The sequence below is a fragment of the Nodosilinea sp. FACHB-141 genome (assembly GCF_014696135.1).
Classification (GTDB): Bacteria; Cyanobacteriota; Cyanobacteriia; order Phormidesmidales; family Phormidesmidaceae; genus Nodosilinea.
Genome location: NZ_JACJPP010000003.1, coordinates 84,921 through 103,938 on the forward strand (window position 1 = coordinate 84,921; position 19,018 = coordinate 103,938).

Genomic DNA, 19,018 nt, shown 5'->3' on the forward strand with positions numbered 1-19,018 from the left:
TCTACAGACTCTATCCTACCTGGGGATGGGTAAGGGGTGGATGAGTAGAGGGTGGATGGGTAGGGGGTGGGGGGAAAGTTTTAAGGGTTGAGTTTGAATGCTTTCTGTACATGCAAAACTCAACCCTTAAGATTCAAAACTAGCTTATTACTCTGCCACTCCCTTATCTTCCCCACCTCCCTCACCCCTCCCATGCTCCTCACCACCTTCGCTCCCTGGCGGGCCCACCAGCCTTCCAACGCCGCCGATGATCTGGTTGCTTATCTGCAACAGCAGCAGCAGATTCCTCCCGGCACCACTGTGCTGCGCCACATCCCGGTCAGTTTTGAGCTGGCCCCCATTCGAGTGATGGCTAAGCTGGTCGAACTGCGATCGCCGATGGTGGTGTGCTGCGGCATGGCCGAGGGTCGTAGCCACCTGCACTTGGAGCGCTACGGTAAAGGCAAGGATATAGCGCTAGAAAGCTCTCTGCCGTTGGCGGAGCTGCTAGTCAACACCCACCTCAGCGGCATTAGCGACGACGCGGGTACCTACGTCTGCAACCACCTGTATTACCGGCTACTGGAGGCGATCGCCCAGCATCGCTGGCCCGTCCAAGCCCTCTTTGTCCACATTCCACCCCTGAGCCCGGCAACGCGCCCTATATTTGCCCACGACCTGGCTCTCATACTAAAACGGCTGGCCGTATTGGCCAGCCGTTCTGCGTAGGATGAGGTGAGCAATTAGTTCACGGTAGTTTGAAAGCGGATTAGCCCCACCTGGTTGGCGTTTACCGGCCCTACCGTTACCACCACGGCGCCGTTATTTTGGTTGGCACCACAGACTGCGGGCAGGGCCGCTCCTGGCGGGAAGAAGGTGCCAGGGTCGCCGTCGTCGGCGCTGGTGTAGGTGACTGCTGGCCCCGGCGGACTAGAGGATGCGATCGCCTCAATGCCCAACCCCGGCCCGTAGCCGTCGGGGTTAAAGGTCGTCCCCGCTGGAATTTGGTCGCACACCACTACGCCGGTGACGCCAATGGTGTCGGTATTGGTCAAATAAATGGTGTACTCAATACCATTACCGGTCTGCACAGGCGGGTCGGCAATGGTAATTTGCCCCTGGCCCAGGTTGTTGTTGCGGAGTAGATCAATATCGCGGCCGGCGCCCAAAACTTGGCTAAAGTCGGGCAGAGTCGCCGGCCCCAGCAGGTCGGTAACCCGCTTCACTAGCGAGAAACCCCCGGTTCGTCGAATCAGACCAAACCCCCCGGCAATTAGGTCAAGACCGCCGACTGCATTAGCTCCCGTAGTGTTAGTAGGAAAAACAGTCGTGTCGAAGAAATTGACCAGCTGTGCACCTGACCCATTCACGTCAACGGCAAACAACGAATACCCAAAAATAGGATTTGCGTTGTCAGGGGCCGTCACTAAAGAATTGATGGGGAAAAAGATACCCCGCACCGGCTGAGCCCCTACCACGTGAGACGGCCTAAACAACGGTGGCGTAGAATCGTTTAGATCGTCCCACCGCATCACGGCCGATGCTACCTGGACGTCGTTGCTGGCCCCCCAGTTCGCGGTAGAAATATTAATTAGAGGGCCATAGGCCGCTGGAGCCCCATTCCCGTCTAGAGCCGTGATCGCTGCAATTTTAAAGGCGTCATTACCGCCCCGCTCCAAAATCAAAAACCCTACATTCCCTTGGTCGGCAACGGGAACCAAGATGCCGGGAGCCGTGATGATGTAGTCGATTCTCTCAATGTTGTTGGCGGTCTCCTGGCCATTTTGCTCAGGAGCCACCTCCGGTACATTGTTGAAAACGTTGTCAATACCCCGGTTGATGATATTGCTCAGCATGGCCTCTTCAATGCCTGCGACCTGACCAGGGGCCAGGGTGAGCGCGTCGGGGGTGACGGTCGTTTGCTCAAAGAAGAGCAGCTGACGGTTGGGCAGATCGGCATCGACATTGCGACGAAACACGATCTGCTGGGCTAACCCTACTGGCGGCAGTAGATCTGTGGCAGGCTCAAACCGAGTACCGGCAGCAATCACAGCGTTGAGCACAACATTGTTCTCAGCCCCAAAGGTGAGGTCGGTAACAGCCTGCGGGTCGTCGCAACCGTTAAAGGAGTTGGGATCACACGGTGTGGTGTAGGGCGTATCGGGGAAAGGACTGGGAGTAGCAAGTTGCTCAGTAAAGATCAACTGATCAACCCCAACTGGAGGAGCAAGCTGAGCAAAGGCCGGGGCGGCCCCTCCAAGCACAGTCGCTAGGGCCAGCGCAACCCCGGCCATCAAGCCAGCCGAGCGCACAACCCAAGGCAGAAGCGTCACAGGGATCCTTGGTTGCATCTGGGGTTTAGCAAACTGTGGCATGACAAACATGGTTAAAGACGAATACGGCAATTGCGGGTCATCCATGGCTCGGGTTCTACTCAAGCTGGAGGTCGGCCTCTTGATTCACGAAGATAATATCGAGGCCGCGCACGTCGGTGAAGATAAACTCCACTCGGCGATCGCGGGCATAGTCTACGCGGCCGCTGCCCTGGCTGCGGCGCTGAGTCTCACCAAAGGGCACAATTCGCATGCGCTCTAGGGGTACCCCCTTGCGAATGAGGTACTCGCGGGCGGCCAAGGAGCGGCGTTCGCTGAGGGCCAGGTTGTAGGCATTGCTGGCACGGGGGTCGGTGTGGCCGTGTAGTTCCACCGTGAGAAAGGGATATTCCAGCAGGGCGGCGGCAATCTGGTCGAGCACCCCAGCGCTCTCGGCGCTAATGTTGGAGCGATCGAGGGCAAAGTGCACATTGCGCGGAATTTCTAGGCGCAAGGGCTCCAGCGGCGGCGGCGGCTCCACGGGCGCAGGTGGCGGCGTGGGTGGATCACAGCTAGGGGGTTCCACCGGGGTGGCAGGCAGGTCAGGCTGGGTGCCATCAGCAGCGAGCACGGCCGCCACGGCGGCGGGTTCAGAGGTGCCCCACTCGGGGTCAGTGGCGATCGCGCTCACCCGAGTACCGGGCGGCAGTGCCAGACTGGCGCTGAAGGTGCCCTCAGGGCTGGCGCTCACCGTTCCCAACGGCTCAGTCAGCGGACTGTAGGGAAAGTCATCTTCCGTCACGCGGTATAGGTCAACCTCGCTGCCGGGGTCGGCAGTTCCCGTGAGAGTGACCTCCGCTGCGCCGCTGGCAAAGCTATAGGCGTCAAACTGAGGGGCGTTGATGGCGGCGTTGCCGGTCTCGCGGCGGCGGTGGTGCGAGTTGCGCGGCGGGTTCGGCCCATCCCCCTTTTGAAAGTCTTGAACCTCTGTGTTGCCCTGGGTGTTGAGGTCGATGGCCAGACCGTCTAGCTCGGCGTAGCGGTTGCCGCGAATTTGATTGCGGTGGCTGAGGGGGTAGGCCGTCACCGCCACCCCTGGCCCTGGCTGGTAGCCAATAAAGTTGTCGCTGAGCTGGTGGTCATTACCCATCAGGTACACCGCCGCCCGCTCAAACCGCCGCCCGTTGTACTGAATAGCGTTGCCTGAGATTTGGGTGGCCCCCTCCGACTTAAACAAATAGATGCCACTGCCGTCGTTGGCGCAGATCAGGTTGTCGGTGATGGCGCTGGCAGCGATGGTGCCCTCTAAGCGAATAGCATCGGGCATACCGGCCAGACCGTTGCCGATGATAGCGTTCTCGCTCACCTGCAAGCCATCGGCCCGAAAGCCCGTAATGATGGCGCTGCCGTCGTGGTTTTGAATGCGGTTGTTGCGAACCGTGGTCTCCACGGCGTTAAACACCGTCACCCCAAAGGCCGAGGGCACCGTGGGAAACTCGCCATCGGGGGGCAACCCCAGCCAGTTTTGCTCAATCACTACCCCGCGCGGAGCCAGGTCAGGCTGATCGAGACGAAACAGCTCCAAAGCCGGGCTGAGGGGGCTAGCGTCCACCGGGGGCGCCAGGGCGCTGATGAAAATATCGGAAGGCGGCGTGGTCTGGGTAGCACGCTCGCTGGTGCGAAATCCATACAAACTCAGCCCCCGCACTGTCACCCCATCGGCGGCGATCGTGAGGCCGCGAGCCACCTCGCTGCCCTCTGCCACCGTTAGGCTCACCACTGGCGCAGCCGGAAACTTAGGGTCGTAGGTGACTTCGGCGTCATAGCCTGCCTGAGTGGTGCCGTCGATCACCAGCTCTGGAGCCACAATCTCAGGCAGTAGATCGACTAGGGCGATGGTGGTTTGCCCCGCCGACAGGTCAAAACCAATCCGCGATCCTTGGCCCGCCGGTAAAGGCTGCACTAAGGCTTGCTCTGCCTCACTCAGTTGCTCAGGGATAAGGCTGCCATTGGCCAGCTCAATCGCCTCCCGCAGCGTCAGCCCTTGGTCGGGCTGCACCGGTCCATCCTCAGCGCTGGTTACCCGCATGCTGTAGGTTGCCAAGGCTGACTGTCCTAAGGCCGGGGCGATCGCCAAGCCCACAGCTGGCAGGCCCAGAGCGATCGCACCATATCCGATCCACCACCGTTGATTCATTCCTCACCTCCTGGGGCAGTGCCCGTTGCATCGGCCTCGGGCCTGTCGATCAGGGCCGCCTCATCCACGTAAGACTCTTGCTGCTGAGGGGGCGACACCGGCTGCACCCCAAAGCGGTTAAACAGCTGATTCACCTTGGCGGTAATGCCAAAGTAGGGGCCGCTGGCCGACCGATAGCCACCGCCGCCCACAAAGGAGCCGTCGCTAGCCCCGCCAAAGCTGTAGCCCAGACCCAGCCGCACATCTGGAGTCAGGTAATAGCCCGCCTCCAGGGCAAAGCCGGTTTCGTTGTAGCCGACCACCGGCTGTCCTAGCCAGCGCACCTCGGCTCCCACATCCCAGCGGTAGGCAAAGCGATAGGTGGCCCGCGCCTGAGCTAGGTGAATGCTGTTCGAGAAGCCAATGTCCTGGGCGAGGTTGGCGGTGCTGTAGCGCAGGCCGTACTTGCCGTAAAACTCCCATCGGTAGTTGGGGGCGTAGATGCCCTCCAGCGATAGGGTGTGGTCTTGGGCCTCTGAGCTGACGCCCTGCAAGATGCTGTTGGGGGTGCTGCTGGGGTTGTTGCGAAACTCGTAGCTCAGCAGGCCGTTGAACTGGTCGCTCACTGGGTTGCGGTAGGCCAGCCCCAGCCGCAGGGTGCTCGAATCCCCCAGCTGATCGGTGATCGTCTGGTTGGCAAAATTGCCCATTTCAAAGCGGGCCAAGCCCGTGAGCGCATCGGTAATGCGCCCGGCGGCGGCGGCCCCCAGCACCAGATTGCTCGAACCCGGCGAATCGCGATACTCAATGCGTCCGCTGGCCTGCCAGTCAGGGTTGTCGGTGTACTCCAGCCCGACTGAGTACACGGTGGAGGCCTGGAGCCCGAGACCCGAAGCCCCTTGGCCCACGGCAAAGGGTTGGGCAAACTGCTGGCCCAATCCAGTGAGGTTGAAGGCATCTCCAAAGATACGCTCAAAACCAAAGGTGGCCCGCAGTCCAGGGGCCAGTGTCAGCCGGTGGTTCAAGCCAACCGCCCCCTGGCCAGTAATGCCGTTGTAGCCCCCCAACAGCGAGTAGCGGTTGGTCAGGGTGGTGTTGTCGTCGAGCTGGTAGTCAACAATGGTGTCGAGGCTGGTGATCGAACTCGGCCCCTGCACCCCCGACAAAAACTGCTGAGCCAACCGCAGGCTGACGCCGGGCTGCACGGCCCACTCTAGACCAACGGTATTGCGGGTCGGGTAGAGGGGGTCACCGGCGCTCAAGTTAATCTCACTCTGGGCCAAAGCGCTCAAAGTAGCGGTCAGCGGCAGGTTGAGCCGCGACACCAGCTGGTTGGCGTCGGTGGAGAAGTTGGTCAGGCGGTCTTCACGGGAGCGATTGACGAAGTCTACTCCCAGAGTGGCGCTGCCGATCTGCTGCACAACACCGGCGCGAATTTCGGTGAGGGTGTTGTCGACGACCCCGCCTCGCACCGGGTTGAAGCCGGGCTGGAACAACCCGATCGCAGTGGTTTGCACGGCTACGGCGTTGCCCACGTTGCGTTCTTGATCGACCAGGGCCCGCAGCTGAGTTTGCGCCCCTACCTGGGCCCGTACCTGAGCACCCCAGCGGGTCTGGCCGGGGCTAAAGCTGCTAGTAGCGGTGTTGTTAAACCCGCTGTCGGTAGAGCGGTAGTAGGCTTGGCCGGTGATGCCCTCAAAAGGGGTGGCGCTCAGCTCAACGCGATAGGCATTGCCTTGGTTGTTGGTCGCCCCGGTATTAAAGGAGGAGCGGGCATATTCGCCTGTCACCTGGCCCAGATCGCCCAGGGGCCACTGGAAGTCAAAGCCGTAAAGGGTAAAGTCTTGGGCTCCCTGGTTTTCGGTCAGCAGTGTGGCCCCGACTACGCCGCCGCTGTCGCCCTGGGGGCGGTACTGCAAGCGCCCCGCATAAAGACTGCCCCGCACCGAGGCATCGTCGACCTGGTAGGTGACGACAATGCGGCGCACTAGGGTAGTGCCCAGGGGGTTGAGGTCGACGGCCCGCACCGGCTGGCGAAAGAGCAGGGTGCCGCGATCGTAGTCGATGTCGTAATCGACGCCGCGATAGAGCGGCGTACGCTCCAGCACCGTGCCGGGGCGGTTAAATTCCTCGGCCTCGATGAACACGTTCTCACTGCCCCGCAGCACCAGCCGCCGCGACAGGAAGTAGTAGCCGCTGGTGCCATCGGGGGCAATGGTGTCGCGTTGGAAGGGCCGCACGTTGTCGCCATACATGGCGGTCAGCTGGAGGCCGTTGCCAAAGGTGTAGTTGCCCTTAAAGCCGTGCAGCTCGCGCACGGTAGCAGTGAACTGCTGCGACTCTCCAGCAAACTCCTGGGTGCCGTAGTCGCCCCACATGAAGTAGTCAGGGTCAGCGTCGGGGGCCAGCGAGTCACGCTGAAAGCGCAGGTACAGGCTGTCGATTGACTCGGTGAGAAAGTCGGTGGTGGAGCTGTCGCCGTAGACGGGGTAGGTCTGGTCGCAGGCCTGCACATCGCGGTAGAGGCTGTTGCCATCGCAGCGATCGTTGAGGCCGCGGGTGTTGTTGTAGGCCCCGGTAAACGACCAATCGCCCAGAGCACCCGTAGCAAACAGCCCGGTGGTAAAGCTCACCTCGACGTCTTGGTTAAGGGAGTCGGTGCTGAGAAAGTCTCTGAAGCTACCCAGCAGATTGGTGCCACCCCGGCCGATGCGGAAGTCGACGACCCCAGAAATGATGGTGGGACGTAGGTCGGTGACGAAGCTGACCTGCGTGGTGGCCTCTAGGGCAGGGTAGTCCTGGCGCAGCGTGGGGTCAAGCTCGCGTAGGGTGCGAGAATCGACCATGGCCTGCACGGTAACGGACTGGGCATCGAGGGTCGATCGCAGCCGCGCCTCAAACAGACCCTGTCGAGCCAGAACCTGAAACCCGCTGCGATCGCTGTCGTAGTCAGCCCCAATAAACTCGCCAGCGCTGCTGGTCAGAGTCACCACCAAATTGTCGTCGAGGGGCTCGCCCTCAGCAGCGGTGACAGCGCCTACTAGAGTCAGCGCCGATCGCCCGTTGGCGGGTATCTGAATGTCGCGCTCGGGCTGAAGGGTAATGCTATAAGCCGCCACCTCGGGCTGGGGCACAACAGGCCGCAGCGGCTGAGTGGGAGGCGGGTTGAGCGGCAGCTGGTCACCGCCAAACTGAAACTCAAACAGCTCAGAGTTTTCGCTGCGATTAGCCAGGGGCACCCCACCCTCCCCAGGCAGAGCATTGGTTTCAGGCGTAGGAAAATCGCCTGAGGGGAGGACGGTGGCGGCGGCGATCGCCGCCGTTGAATCTGCCCAAGGCTGTGCAGCTGTAGTCGCAACAACAGCCTCAGAGTTCGTTAATGGCGACTCTGGCAGGGGTAGCTCTAGCGTTTCAATGGCGTTAGGTTCGACTGCCGTAGATTCAACGACAGATTGCACTGCTGCACCCGAGCCACCAGAGATCTCCAGATCCGCTGCTGTACCCAGATCTTCAGGAGCGGCATGGCCGGGCAGCAACATTCCGAATGAGCCAGCCAGAGTTGTCAACAGGCCCAACCCCAGCGAACGAGAAGACAGAGGCATCATGACTGCTCCTCCCCAAAGGTTGGTGTAACAGCAAAGTTCATTCGGCCCAACCCACCGGGCGACAACCGCACAAAGCGGGAGGCGCTGTTTTCTTCAATGCGGTATAGATTGGGAGCTAAGGTGTAGCCCGGCAGGCTATAGAGGTCCAGCGTGCCAACCCGGTAGCCCGGCAGCACGTTGGCCAGTGAGAACAACCCGTCAGGGTCGGTCAAAATGCGGTTGCCATCGTCCATAAAGATGACGGCGTTGGGCACCCCAGCCTCACCGGGCTGCTGCTGACCGTCGAAGTTCTTGTCGACAAACACTCGGCCCAGAATGGTGCCACAGTCCGCCAGAATGCCGGGACGGATGGTCATTTGGTAGGCGGCAGTTACCGGCGTAAAGCCAGGGGCAGAGGCCTGGGCGATGTTGCGCCCGTTGCCGCGCACGGCGTCAGGGGTCAGCAAGACTCCATAGGCAACAGACACCGATTCCCCAGGGCCTAGGGAGTCAAAGGTCAAGGTTAAACTGCTGTCGGTGGCTACTACCTGGGTTGGCTGCTGCGGGGTCGCCTGCACTGAGTTGGGCACGTAGAGCAGGCCTAGGGGCAACTGGTCAGTAATGGTGAGGGGCGTGGCCGGCTGGCTCGTCGAGAGGTTGGTAACCAGCAGTCGATAGATCGCCACGTCGCCGGGCTCAGCAGCGGCACGGTCAGCGGTTTTAGTAATTTGCAGCAGCGGTAGCTCCGGGCCTGGTGGCGGGCCTGGCGGCGTCAGGGTGCTGACCTCTGTCTGGTTAGAGACGGTAGTAGCCGGCCCGTTGGGACCCACAAACTGAGCTGAAGCTTGGTTGACAAAAATTTGACTCTGAGCCTGCGCCACCGTCGAGGGTGGCACCGCATGGCTTAAGAAATAGCTTAAAACCAGGGCTAGCCAGAACAGCAGCCCCCGGTACAGTCGTCGCTGATTACGTCTCACACCACCCCTCTGAGACTACTCGTCACACCACTGGCATTCCTCTAGGTCGCCCAGAGAAAAGCCTTTTATCACCCCTGGATGGTCAAGCGGCCCCTGTCATCAGTCGAAAGACTTACTTCCGCCGCCAAACTCGACAAATCATACCAAGGGCATCCGTGAATTCCACAAACGTTCTGTAAAGATTTTTAAATGGGTCCGGATTTGCCTTGGCTCGATGCTCAACCCCTGATGCCAAAAATTCAGGCAGACATCAAAAATGCTCCGCCGTAAATTTGAGCTAGAACGTAGCACAGAGGTTATATGAAATTTGTAAGGCACACTCCCTTAAGGTCTGCCGGTAGGGTGAGCCAGCGGCTTTTAGGGCCGTAACCTAGAAGCTTTGAAACCCCACGCGTTCTAGAGATTTAGTCAGCTGCGATCGCCGCCTCAGCCCTCTAGCCCTAACCCTGTGAACTCCATTGGTCACATTGCCCAGATCAACGCTTCGTCCGGCGGGGTGCCCAAACTGCCGGTGCCCGCTGGTGAAGTGACTATGGCTGGTCTAGCTGGCGATCGCCAGCGCAATCTCAAATTTCACGGCGGCCCCGATCGCGCCCTTTGCCTCTGGTCCTTAGAAGTCATTGAACAACTTCGGCAGGAGGGGCATCCCATCGCTCCCGGCAGCGTCGGCGAAAACCTCACCCTGTCTGGCTTAGACTGGGCCAGCCTAGCTCCCGGCAGTCAGCTCTGTCTGGGCGACCAGGTGCGGCTTGAAATTACCGACTATGCCACTCCTTGCCGCACCATCATGAAGTGGTTTAGCGATCGTCGCTTTAGCCGCATCAGCCACAAGCACCACCCTGGCAGCAGCCGACTGTATGCACGAGTGCTTCAGGAAGGATGGGTGAGAACGGGCGATCGCGCCTTTGTGCCGGCAGCGGGCGCGTGACCTAAAACCGCAAACCAGCTTTCCCTTTACAATCGTCGAAGAAGCACTATGATTTGGGGTAAGCGGGGTGCTAAAGAAGCTCTGCGCCCAAGCCCTTCAGCTTTACAGTTAGGTGAGTGGACAATGGCCATAACAATGCCAGCGCTATCAAACGATTTTTTACTGGCGGCGGGAGCGTACGCCGGCATTGCTGGGGTCTACCTGGTGGTGATTCCCCTAGCGCTGATTTTCTACGCGCGGCAGCGCTGGTATATCGCCGGGTCGATCGAACGCACGCTGCTATACGGGCTGGTATTTGTCTTTTTCCCAGGCATGCTGCTGTTTAGCCCCTTCCTAAATTTTCGTGCTCAGCCCCGCAACCTCAAGGCTTAGGGGGTTATGCGACGAATTGACGTAATCGCCATTGGCATTGGCATATTCCTGGCCGGAGGCGGGCTGTTTCTGGGCTTTCGGCTGTTTGGCCTAGACGGCATCAACGCCGGCATTTGGAGCCAGGTCGTGATGGTGGGCGGCCTAGTGGCCTGGCTGGCCAGCTACCTGCTGCGGGTGGTTACCCACAACATGACCCTCAACCAGCAGATGGAAGACTACGAGTCGGCAGTGTTGCAGCAACGCCTTGACGAACTCAGCCCCGAACAGCTAGCCGCTTTACAAGACAAGCTCGGTGAGAGCGACAAGGAGTAGGACGTCATCCATATTTCTCAAGGGGTAGACCTGTGGAAGCCTCAAACCCTGAACCTTAAATCCCTAACCATAGACGTAGTGCCCCTCTTGCCCTAGAGTGCTCTATTGGGCGATTTGCTCAACCTCTTTGGCCCAGCTTCTTTGCATTAAGTCTTCGGTACCCTGCCATGGCTCTTGTTTCCGATCGCTTCCGTGACCTGCGAGCGCGGGGCGAATGCGCCCTGATTCCCTTTATTACCGCTGGCGATCCTGACCTCGGCACCACCGCTGCGGCCCTGCGGGTGCTCGACCAAAATGGAGCTGACTTCATCGAGTTGGGGGTACCCTACTCCGACCCCTTAGCTGACGGGCCAGTGATTCAGGCGGCGGCCACTCGCGCCCTAGGCCATGGCGTAACCCTCGATGCCGTTCTTGGCATGGTGAAAGCGCTGCAGCCACCGTTGCAGGCACCGCTAATTTTGTTTACCTACTACAACCCCATCCTCAACCGAGGCATTGACCAGTTTATGGCCGATTTGGCCGCGGCCGGGGTTGCTGGCCTAGTGGTACCTGACCTACCCCTCGAAGAGGTCGATGCGCTGCTGGCTGGGGCCGCTGCCGCCAACATTGATGTCACGCTGCTGGTGGCCCCAACCTCTCCGCCCGATCGCATTCAGGCGATCGCCGCTCAGGCCCAAGGCTTTGTCTATCTGGTCAGCGTCACCGGGGTCACCGGCATCCGCAGCGAGCTGCAAAGCCGCGTCAAAGACCTGATCGATAGCCTCAAACAATCCACCGACAAGCCCGTGGGCGTGGGTTTTGGCGTCTCTGACCCCGATCAGGCCCAGCAGCTCAAGGCTTGGGGAGCCGATGGCGTGATTGTGGGTAGCGCCTTTGTCAAACGATTGGCCGCTGACACCCCTGAAGTTGCCCTGCAAACCATTGCCGACTTTTGCCAAAGTCTCAAGGCTGCCCTGGCCTAGGCACCTAGGCGACGATAGCTGGGCCAGGGCACTGGGGTGCAGGGTGCAAGGTTTCGAAGTTGGCCTTAGACCTTAAACCTTTCACCCCATACCCTTTCCCATATCTATTCCAACCGCCACCTTTGGCCATGGCTGGCCTGTAGGTAGGGCACAGCCTTTGCGGCTGGCTGGGGGTAGCCAAACAGGTAACCCTGCATTTCGGTACAACCCAGTTCGTAGAGACACAGGGTTTGATCGGCGGTCTCAACCCCCTCGGCCACCAGGTTGAGGGAAAGCCCCTTGGCCATGGCAATAATCGCATTAACCATAGCCTGGTCAACCGAACTGTGGGTGAGGTCTTTGACAAAGGCGCGATCGATCTTGATGCCATCGAGGGGAAACTGCTTTAGGTGGCTGAGACAGGAGTAGCCGGTGCCAAAGTCATCCATCGAGATTTTGACGCCAAGCTGACGCAGGTCGCGCAGCCGCTCAATGGAGGCTGCCATATCGGCCATGGCCGCCGTTTCAGTAATTTCTAGCTCTAGATAAGTAGGGGGCAGGCCGGTTTCGTTGAGCACAGCGGTGACCACGTTGACCAGATTGGGGTGCTGAAGCTGCCGAGCCGATAGGTTGACCGCCAAGTTGACCAAGGGTAGCCCCGTCCGGTGCCAGGCCATCACCTGGGTACAAGCTGTTCGCATCACCCACTCGCCAATGGGCACAATCAGCCCATTTTCCTCTGCTAGGGGGATAAATTGGTTGGGAGCCACCAGCCCCAGGGTAGGGTGCTGCCACCGCAGCAGGGCCTCCATCTGCACCACGACCCCGCTGACAACATTCACTTGGGGTTGGTAGTAGAGCACAAATTCGTCGCGGCCCAGGGCGTGGTGCAGGTAGGTCTCTAGTTTTAGGCGCTGGGCTGCCTCGGTGCTGAGGCTCTGGGTGTAGAACTGGTAGTTGTTGCGACCTTGCTGCTTGGCCCGATACATAGCGGCATCAGCGTTTTGCAGCAGGGTGGTCATGTCCTGGCCGTCTTGGGGAAATAGGGCAATGCCAAGGCTGGCGGTGACATGTAGCTCGTGGTTTTGCAGCAAAAAGGGTGGAGTCAGCTGGTCGGCAATACGCCGGGCCACTTTGGCGGCGTCGCTGGCGGTAGCCAGGTTGGGCAAAATCAGCGTAAACTCGTCGCCTCCCCAGCGGGCCACAATGTCTTCTACTCGCAGGGCGGCGCTGATCCGCTGGGTGACCTGCTGCAGCAGCAAATCGCCAACGGCGTGGCTAAGGGTATCGTTGATGGTTTTGAAGTGGTCGAGATCGAGAAAGATAACGGCTAGCATCTGCTCGTTCTGGCTAGTACGAGCGATCGCCTGGGGCAAGTGCTGATCAAAAAAGGTTCGGTTGGGCAGCCCGGTGAGGGCGTCGTGGTAGACCTGATAGCACATCTGAGCTTCGGTCTGCTGACGCTTTAGGGCAGCCCCCAAGCTCGCCGCCACCGCCACCAAAATTGACTCGTCGCTGGCGCTCCACTCCCACTCCTGCTGACAGGCATCGAAGCCGATGTAGCCCCACAGGTGGCCATCGATGAAAATAGGCACCATCAAAATCGATAGGATGTTGTCCCTGAGCAACACCTCCTGCTCGGCAGAGGGCATGTGGCGGGTCAGGGCGCAGATCGATTGGCCCTGCTGCAAAAGGGTGAGCCAGCGTTCTAGGCCCAGGGCGCGGTAACTTTGGTCTTGCCAGTGGGGCTGATCAATGCCCGGGGTCGTGGTGGGGGTGGTCCATTCGTAGCGCAGGGTCATGGCCGGTTCCCCAGTGAGCGAATGGGGATGGTGGGTATAGACGTAGGCGCGATCGGCGGTGGCCGCATCCCCCAGGCGGGCCAGCACCTGAGGAATGGCCTGGTGCATGTCGGTGGTGGTGAGCAGGCACTGGCTGGCCTCAGCTACCCCTTGCAGCAGGCGATCGCGGCGCAAAATAGCCGCCTCTCCCCGCTTGCGATCGGTAATATCTTCGACGGTGCCCTCGTAGCCGATTAGCTGGTTGCGATCGTCATAGATCGCCCGCGCCGACTCCGCAATCCAGACAACAGCCCCGTCTTTGCGGTAGACTTCAGACTCAAATCCCAGCACTGCCCCCCCGGCCTGAATCAGCTCGGTAAATTCCTGGCGGCGACCAGGCTGCACGTAGAGCTGCTGATTGATGTCCACTAGGGTATGCATCAAATCCTGGGGCGACTCGTAACCGTAAAGCCTAGCCAGCATAGGGTTTACGGTCAGATACTGTCCCTCGGGCGTGCTTTGAAACATGCCCTCAACAGCATTTTCAAACATGCTGCGATATTTCAGCTCTGCCTGCTTCAGCGACAGCTCGGTTTGACGACGCTCTAGGGCTAGGGCCAGGTCAGCGGTCACCACCTGGAGGAGGTCAATGTCGGCCTCGGCCCAGGGGCGTGGGGCAACGCAGTTGCTAAACCCCATCACTCCTTGCAGCCGGTTTTGTAGGATCAGGGGCAGCAGCAGAATCGACTTCACATTGCTCGGTGGGCTGCTCAGCAGCTGGCGCTGGAGGTCAGAAAAGTCTGATTCTAGCTGGTTGATGGTCTGCTGCTGCCGCAGCTGGGTGTGCCAATCGGTAAATATGGGGTCTAAGGGCAGGGTTTGAAACAGGGGGTCGCCAGCGGTGGGCCCGATGCCCGGCGCTGACCACTCCACCCGCTGGCGCAGGAAAAGGGGGGCACCCTGGCTCCCCTGTAGCTCGTAGTAATAGACCCGGCTAGCGCCCGCTAGTTCGCCTAAGGCCGCAAAAATTGACAAAATCGAGGGTTCTTGCCAATCCCACTGCCAAGCCAGCAGCAGACGCTGAATTTCGGCCAGGGTGGCTAGGGTCTGTTCTCGGCGCTGCAGCGCCTGCTGGGAGGCAACCTCAGCGGTGACATCCTCAAAGGTGCAGAGCACCCCGATCACGGTGCCGTCGGCATCACGCATAGGCAGGCGGCTACAGTCGACCCAGCCCTGATGGCCATCGGGGTAGGTCTGGGGCTCAATGGCTTGGAGATCGGCAATGCCTTGGGTCATCACCAGGCGATCGCGGGCGGTTCGGTATGCAGCTTCCTCCACATTTAGGTAGGGCAGAGCGGTGTCGGTGCTCCCCACGATCTCGGCCGGCGACGACAGCCCCATGGCAGTTGCAAAGGCCTGATTGCAGCCTAAATAGCGTCCCTGGCTGTCCTTCCAAAACAAAGGTTGGGGAATGCTGTCTAGCACCAGCTCCAGCAGGTCCTCGCGCGCTTTTAGGGCCTGCTCCGCCTGGCGCAGGGCCGCCTCCGACTGTTTCAGCGGAGTGATGTCAGTAATAAACCCTTCAATGCCGTTGACCTGACCCTGGCCATCGACAATGGGCGATCCTTTCTCCCAAACCCACTTCTCCTCGCCGCTGCGGGTATGGATGCGGTACTCCACTTCATAGGCCTGGTCTAAATCGACCGCCTGCTGAATTTTCGTCAACACTCGGGGAAGATCGGCGGCGTGGGTAATGGTGTTGTACGACGTTGGGTAGTCTGGGTTGAGCAGTTCTTCGGGCTGGTATCCGGTCAAAGCATAACAGCCAGCACTGAGGTAGCGCATTGACCAGCCAGCATCGCCATCGGCCTGAAACACAATGCCTGGCATCACATCAATCAGCTGCTGGGGAGCCGCTGTGCCTGAAGGCAGCGCCAGAAAAGCGGTCTGACCATCCTTATGAGAGTAATTCAGCAGTGCCAGGGTAAGCCAGTAGAGAGCAGGGTTGGAGGCGGAAAAGCCGACCGATGGAAGAGAAACTACGGAGTTAACGCGATGGATCTCGGGGTCGTGCATAGGTCATTGGCTTGGCTTGGCGGTTTTAGTGCCCGTGGCAGTGGTCTCAATATGCCCAAAGTCGCGCTTAAGAATGCTGCCCAACTATACTGCACACGCCAGTTTGGCCGCCGCAGGTGAGAATTAACTGCTTTTGCTCAATCGGGGGCTAGACTGGGCGATCGCCCGCATTAGACTCACCACTGCCTGGGCAGGTGGTTGGGTTAGCACCTCTGGACAGAACACTAGAGATAGCCCCAGGGCGGCGGCATCCTGCTCGGCCAGGGGCGTCAGAGCAATCAGGGGTAGGCGAGCCAGGTCTGGATGGCGGGCCAGAGCCTGGAGGTAGGCAGTAGCGACCGGTACCTCCCCGTCTAGAATGACTGCCTTGAGTTGCCAGACCCGGCTGAGCAGGCTCGCCTGTTGCAGATCGTCCACCTCCAACAGGCGACAGTGGTAGCGCTGTAGCCAGGTGTGCACCAGGGGAGGCAGCGCGCTGCCTTCTCCCGACGGGTGCAGCAGGAGCATAGTCAGCCCGTCCGGCAGGGGCAGCGACACCGATGGCGCCAGGCACATTTGATCTAGGGTAGGCCGCAACCGTTGAGTCAGGGTTTCAAGATATAGCGTCTTTGGCATCGTGGCTTCGGTGGCAGCGATCGCCGCCATCCCTGGAGCTGACCGCAGGGCCACTGCCTTGGGGATCTCCAGGCGCTGCAACAGAACCATCTGAGCCACCGGATCAACCGGGGCATCGGCCAGTCCTTCCCAATGGATCAGCGTACAGCAGGGGGCCAGGCGAGTTTGCATAGCCGCTAGGGTTTGACAGCAGGAGGCCACCGCTAAGCGATAGGGGCTGCCCCGCAGATTGCCGTAGACCTGGTCAATTACGGCTTGGCTGGCGCTGGCCAGTAGTACTAGCGTGGTTTCGCCCTCGTGGGGTGTCCCTAGCTGAGGCAGCAGCAGCGTAATGCGACTGCCCCAGCTAGGGGCACTCAGGCCGCTGAGTTCACCGCCCTGAAGCTGAGTAAACCGACGGGCCAGGGCAAGCCCTAACCCCTCTAGCGACAGAGGGATAGGCTGAATGAGGCCGGAGGCGACCGTTGTTCCCAGGGGTGGGCCAGGGTCAACGATGAAGGTTGAACTCCATAGGGTGATTCCTAGCCATGATCCCCATGGCTCAATGATCAGCCCGCCAGGAGTAGCGCCGTAGGCAATTAGGTAGCCTAGGCCGTAGTGAAGACTCTGGCGCAAGCGCAGGGGATCGGCCTGAACCCAACCCTCTGCGATCGCCAGACTCACCGTAAAGTCGTCGGCCCAGGCAGCCGCTATCCCGCCGCCCTCAGGCTGAGCGCTCAAAAAGCTGGGCAGTAGCTCATTAGCTAAGGGCTGAAGATCTACCCCCTGGGACAGCAGACTAAGCTGGCCAGACTCTAGCCGCATCCAGTCGAGCAGCAGGTTGATCATGCCCGTGAGCTTGCGAATGGCCTGTCGCATCAGGCTGACGTAGCGAAACTGGCGATCGCTGAGCAACCCTACCCGACTGTCGAGCAGCAGGGTCGATAGCCCTAGCAGAGTGGTCATTGGAGTCTTTAGGGCATGGCTGAGTTCCAGCACCCAGGCCTGCGGTTCTAGCCCCAGCGTCGGCACGGTGGGGCTAGAACCGATCGTCCCGCCGATCTCCGGTTCGGGCTCTGCCAGCCAGGGCATGAGTTTAACGGGGTCGAGTACTCCTAGGTACTGACCATCGGTGCTGGTGCCCACCCAAACAGCAGCGGTTGCTTCCAGGGCCAGGGCTCTGAGCCGGGTGCTGGTGGCGCGATCGCCCCACTCACTAGCCATTATTTCAACCACGGGTTTTAGCCAAGATTGGCAGTCAGCCAGCTGTAGGGTGGCGGTTTCCCTCGAACCAGCTAATGGCGAAGTGCCCTGGCTGATGGCCCACAGTCGCCCAACGGCGATCGCCCCCATGGGCTGCTGCTCGTCGTTGACAACAACAATATGGCTAGGAGTTGCTGCCCCCAACTGCCCTAGGTCATCGGCAATTTTGCCCAAGGGAGTCGTCAGACCGTAGGCCGGAACAGGGCTCAAAACATGGTCGAGGGGCGGCAGCGCCATGGGCTTATTCCCAAAGGGGTTTGCTTCCAGGTTTAGGGGGCAGGCTGTATTCTGACAACCACCCTTTACAATTGACAATATCCTGATATCTCCTAGGCCGGTGTAGTACGTTCTGGCCAAATGGGTTCTGGCTGTTTGGCCCTGAACGTAGTTCCAGGCATTTTCCTATCCCGCTTACCCCTGTCGCCCCTTGGTTGCTCCCCTTCAAATTTGTATCCTGACCCATGGTGATCAGGTCGAGCAAGGTCCCGAGTTAAGTCTGGATCCTAGCCGTTATGTAGTGCATCAAACGGCTGTGCTCGGCGACGTCTTAGACTGGCTACGGAGTCGTCCAGATCTACCCGATTGCTTAGTGGTCGATGACGAGGTTTGGCAACGGGCTCTGCGTCCGGCGCTGATCCAGCTCGGCCTGATGCTGCCGGTGGTGGTGCTGATTGGTGTGCCCAACTCCACCGCTGAACCGCTGCCAGAGACCAACGCAGTCCCCCTTACCGGCACTGAACCCTACCCCGGAGCCCTAGTGCATCGCGCTGTCGATGCCCTGCCCCAGCTTGACCAGGTGATTCAGGACGCCATCCAAGGATTTTTACAACTACCCAACCCCAAGGCATCACCGCCAGCCGCCGCTGCCGACAAAGCTGACGGTCTCTCCAATAGCCTGAGCGCTCAGCAACATCGGCTGACAGAGAAACTTAAGGCCCGGTTAGGATACTTAGGAGTCTATTACAAGCGCAGTCCCGGCTCTTTTTTGCGACATATGAGCCCCGATGACCGCGCGGCGTTTTTGGGTCAGCTCAAGACCGATTACCGCACTATTGTCTTGGGCTATTTCGCCAAGGATGCCAAAATCAACCTCAACCAGCTGATCGACGACTTTGTCGATCAAGCATTCATGGCCGATATCTCCGTGGCTCAAATCGTTGAAATTCATATGGAGCTGATGGATAACTTCTCAAAACAGCTCAAGCTAGAGGGGCGCAGCGAAGAGATCTTGCTGGACTACCGCCTCACCCTGATCGACGTCATTGCCCACCTGTGCGAAATGTACCGGCGATCGATCCCTCGCGAACCCTAGGGCGATCGCGGCCCTTGACCCAAAAACTCTCGATACAATCATGCTTGTTCCTGCTTAGCCCAGAGGGTTCTATGAGCTCCATCAAAAAGACCTACATCCTTAAGCTTTACGTCGCGGGCAATACTCCCAACTCCATTCGCGCCCTCAAGACCCTCAACAACATTCTCGAAGAAGAGTTTCAGGGCGTCTATGCCCTCAAGGTGATCGACGTGCTAAAAAATCCTCAGCTAGCGGAGGAAGACAAGATCTTGGCGACACCCACCCTAGCCAAGATTCTGCCACCTCCAGTGCGCAAAATTATTGGTGACCTGTCGGACCGCGAGCGCGTGCTGATTGGCCTCGACCTGCTCTACGATGAGCTGCGCGAAGACGACATTTACGGCTAGCGGCTCTGGCTCGAGTGAAAAGTCC

Annotated in this window: 13 protein-coding genes; 7 read left to right on the plus strand and 6 right to left on the minus strand. The window is 59.7% G+C overall.

Going from position 1 to position 19,018, the window contains the following annotated elements; all coding sequences use genetic code 11:
- Positions 1–192: 192 nt before the first annotated feature.
- Positions 193–708 (plus strand): peptidase C15, encoded by a 516-nt coding sequence (locus H6F59_RS01115; protein WP_190694460.1) that lies wholly within the window; start codon positions 193–195, stop codon positions 706–708.
- 14 nt (positions 709–722) lie between these two features.
- Here H6F59_RS01115 and H6F59_RS01120 read toward each other — a convergent pair whose 3' ends face one another.
- The 4 genes from H6F59_RS01120 to H6F59_RS01135 all read right to left on the minus strand — a co-directional run bounded on the left by H6F59_RS01120 (position 723) and on the right by H6F59_RS01135 (position 9,028).
- The gene (locus H6F59_RS01120; RefSeq protein ID WP_190694462.1) at positions 723–2,312 is read right to left on the minus strand and encodes a DUF11 domain-containing protein; all 1,590 of its coding nucleotides are present in this window, start codon (positions 2,310–2,312) and stop codon (positions 723–725) included.
- A 97-nt stretch (positions 2,313–2,409) separates the two neighbouring features.
- Positions 2,410–4,488, minus strand: coding sequence for an OmpA family protein (locus H6F59_RS01125; protein WP_190694464.1), 2,079 nt, complete (start codon positions 4,486–4,488; stop codon positions 2,410–2,412).
- A complete protein-coding gene (locus H6F59_RS01130; RefSeq protein WP_190694511.1) occupies positions 4,485–8,069 on the minus strand; it encodes a TonB-dependent receptor in 3,585 nt (1,194 codons plus the stop codon). Before H6F59_RS01130 ends, H6F59_RS01125 begins: the two co-directional genes overlap by 4 nt.
- On the minus strand, positions 8,069–9,028 hold the full coding sequence (locus H6F59_RS01135) for a hypothetical protein (protein WP_313887075.1): 960 nt from the start codon (positions 9,026–9,028) through the stop codon (positions 8,069–8,071). The genes H6F59_RS01130 and H6F59_RS01135 overlap by 1 nt, the downstream gene beginning before the upstream one ends.
- A 448-nt stretch (positions 9,029–9,476) precedes the next feature.
- On the opposite strand from H6F59_RS01135, the gene H6F59_RS01140 reads away from it, so the two are divergent.
- The 4 genes from H6F59_RS01140 (at position 9,477) to trpA (ending at position 11,602) form a co-directional block, all read left to right on the plus strand.
- The gene (locus H6F59_RS01140; RefSeq protein WP_313887076.1) at positions 9,477–9,956 is read left to right on the plus strand and encodes an MOSC domain-containing protein; all 480 of its coding nucleotides are present in this window, start codon (positions 9,477–9,479) and stop codon (positions 9,954–9,956) included.
- 123 nt (positions 9,957–10,079) lie between these two features.
- The gene (gene ndhL, locus H6F59_RS01145; protein ID WP_190694466.1) at positions 10,080–10,328 is read left to right on the plus strand and encodes an NAD(P)H-quinone oxidoreductase subunit L; all 249 of its coding nucleotides are present in this window, start codon (positions 10,080–10,082) and stop codon (positions 10,326–10,328) included.
- A gap of 6 nt (positions 10,329–10,334) precedes the next feature.
- A complete protein-coding gene (locus H6F59_RS01150; protein ID WP_190524138.1) occupies positions 10,335–10,640 on the plus strand; it encodes a DUF3007 family protein in 306 nt (101 codons plus the stop codon).
- A 167-nt stretch (positions 10,641–10,807) separates the two neighbouring features.
- Positions 10,808–11,602, plus strand: coding sequence for a tryptophan synthase subunit alpha (gene trpA, locus H6F59_RS01155; protein ID WP_190694468.1), 795 nt, complete (start codon positions 10,808–10,810; stop codon positions 11,600–11,602).
- 104 nt (positions 11,603–11,706) lie between these two features.
- Here trpA and H6F59_RS01160 read toward each other — a convergent pair whose 3' ends face one another.
- Entirely contained in the window at positions 11,707–15,438 is a 3,732-nt protein-coding gene (locus H6F59_RS01160) for an EAL domain-containing protein (protein ID WP_190694470.1), read from the minus strand.
- 123 nt (positions 15,439–15,561) lie between these two features.
- On the minus strand, positions 15,562–17,532 hold the full coding sequence (locus tag H6F59_RS01165) for a sensor histidine kinase KdpD (protein WP_190694472.1): 1,971 nt from the start codon (positions 17,530–17,532) through the stop codon (positions 15,562–15,564).
- Between the two features lie 190 nt (positions 17,533–17,722).
- On the opposite strand from H6F59_RS01165, the gene H6F59_RS01170 reads away from it, so the two are divergent.
- Positions 17,723–18,607: a circadian clock protein KaiA gene (locus tag H6F59_RS01170; RefSeq protein ID WP_348251249.1), complete on the plus strand. Its 885-nt coding sequence runs from the start codon at positions 17,723–17,725 to the stop codon at positions 18,605–18,607.
- A gap of 71 nt (positions 18,608–18,678) precedes the next feature.
- Positions 18,679–18,993 carry a circadian clock protein KaiB gene (gene kaiB / locus H6F59_RS01175; protein ID WP_073609295.1) on the plus strand — a complete coding sequence of 105 codons (315 nt, stop codon included), beginning with the start codon at positions 18,679–18,681 and terminating at the stop codon, positions 18,991–18,993.
- Positions 18,994–19,018: the final 25 nt, after the last annotated feature.

Coding starts and splice junctions, on each gene's coding strand:
- H6F59_RS01115 (WP_190694460.1), top strand. CDS start 193: ATGCTCCTCACCACCTTCGCTCCCTGGCGGGCCCACCAGCCTTCCAAC.
- H6F59_RS01125 (WP_190694464.1), bottom strand. CDS start 4,488: ATGAATCAACGGTGGTGGATCGGATATGGTGCGATCGCTCTGGGCCTG.
- H6F59_RS01130 (WP_190694511.1), bottom strand. CDS start 8,069: ATGCCTCTGTCTTCTCGTTCGCTGGGGTTGGGCCTGTTGACAACTCTG.
- ndhL (WP_190694466.1), top strand. CDS start 10,080: ATGGCCATAACAATGCCAGCGCTATCAAACGATTTTTTACTGGCGGCG.
- H6F59_RS01150 (WP_190524138.1), top strand. CDS start 10,335: ATGCGACGAATTGACGTAATCGCCATTGGCATTGGCATATTCCTGGCC.
- trpA (WP_190694468.1), top strand. CDS start 10,808: ATGGCTCTTGTTTCCGATCGCTTCCGTGACCTGCGAGCGCGGGGCGAA.
- H6F59_RS01160 (WP_190694470.1), bottom strand. CDS start 15,438: ATGCACGACCCCGAGATCCATCGCGTTAACTCCGTAGTTTCTCTTCCA.
- H6F59_RS01165 (WP_190694472.1), bottom strand. CDS start 17,532: ATGGCGCTGCCGCCCCTCGACCATGTTTTGAGCCCTGTTCCGGCCTAC.
- kaiB (WP_073609295.1), top strand. CDS start 18,679: ATGAGCTCCATCAAAAAGACCTACATCCTTAAGCTTTACGTCGCGGGC.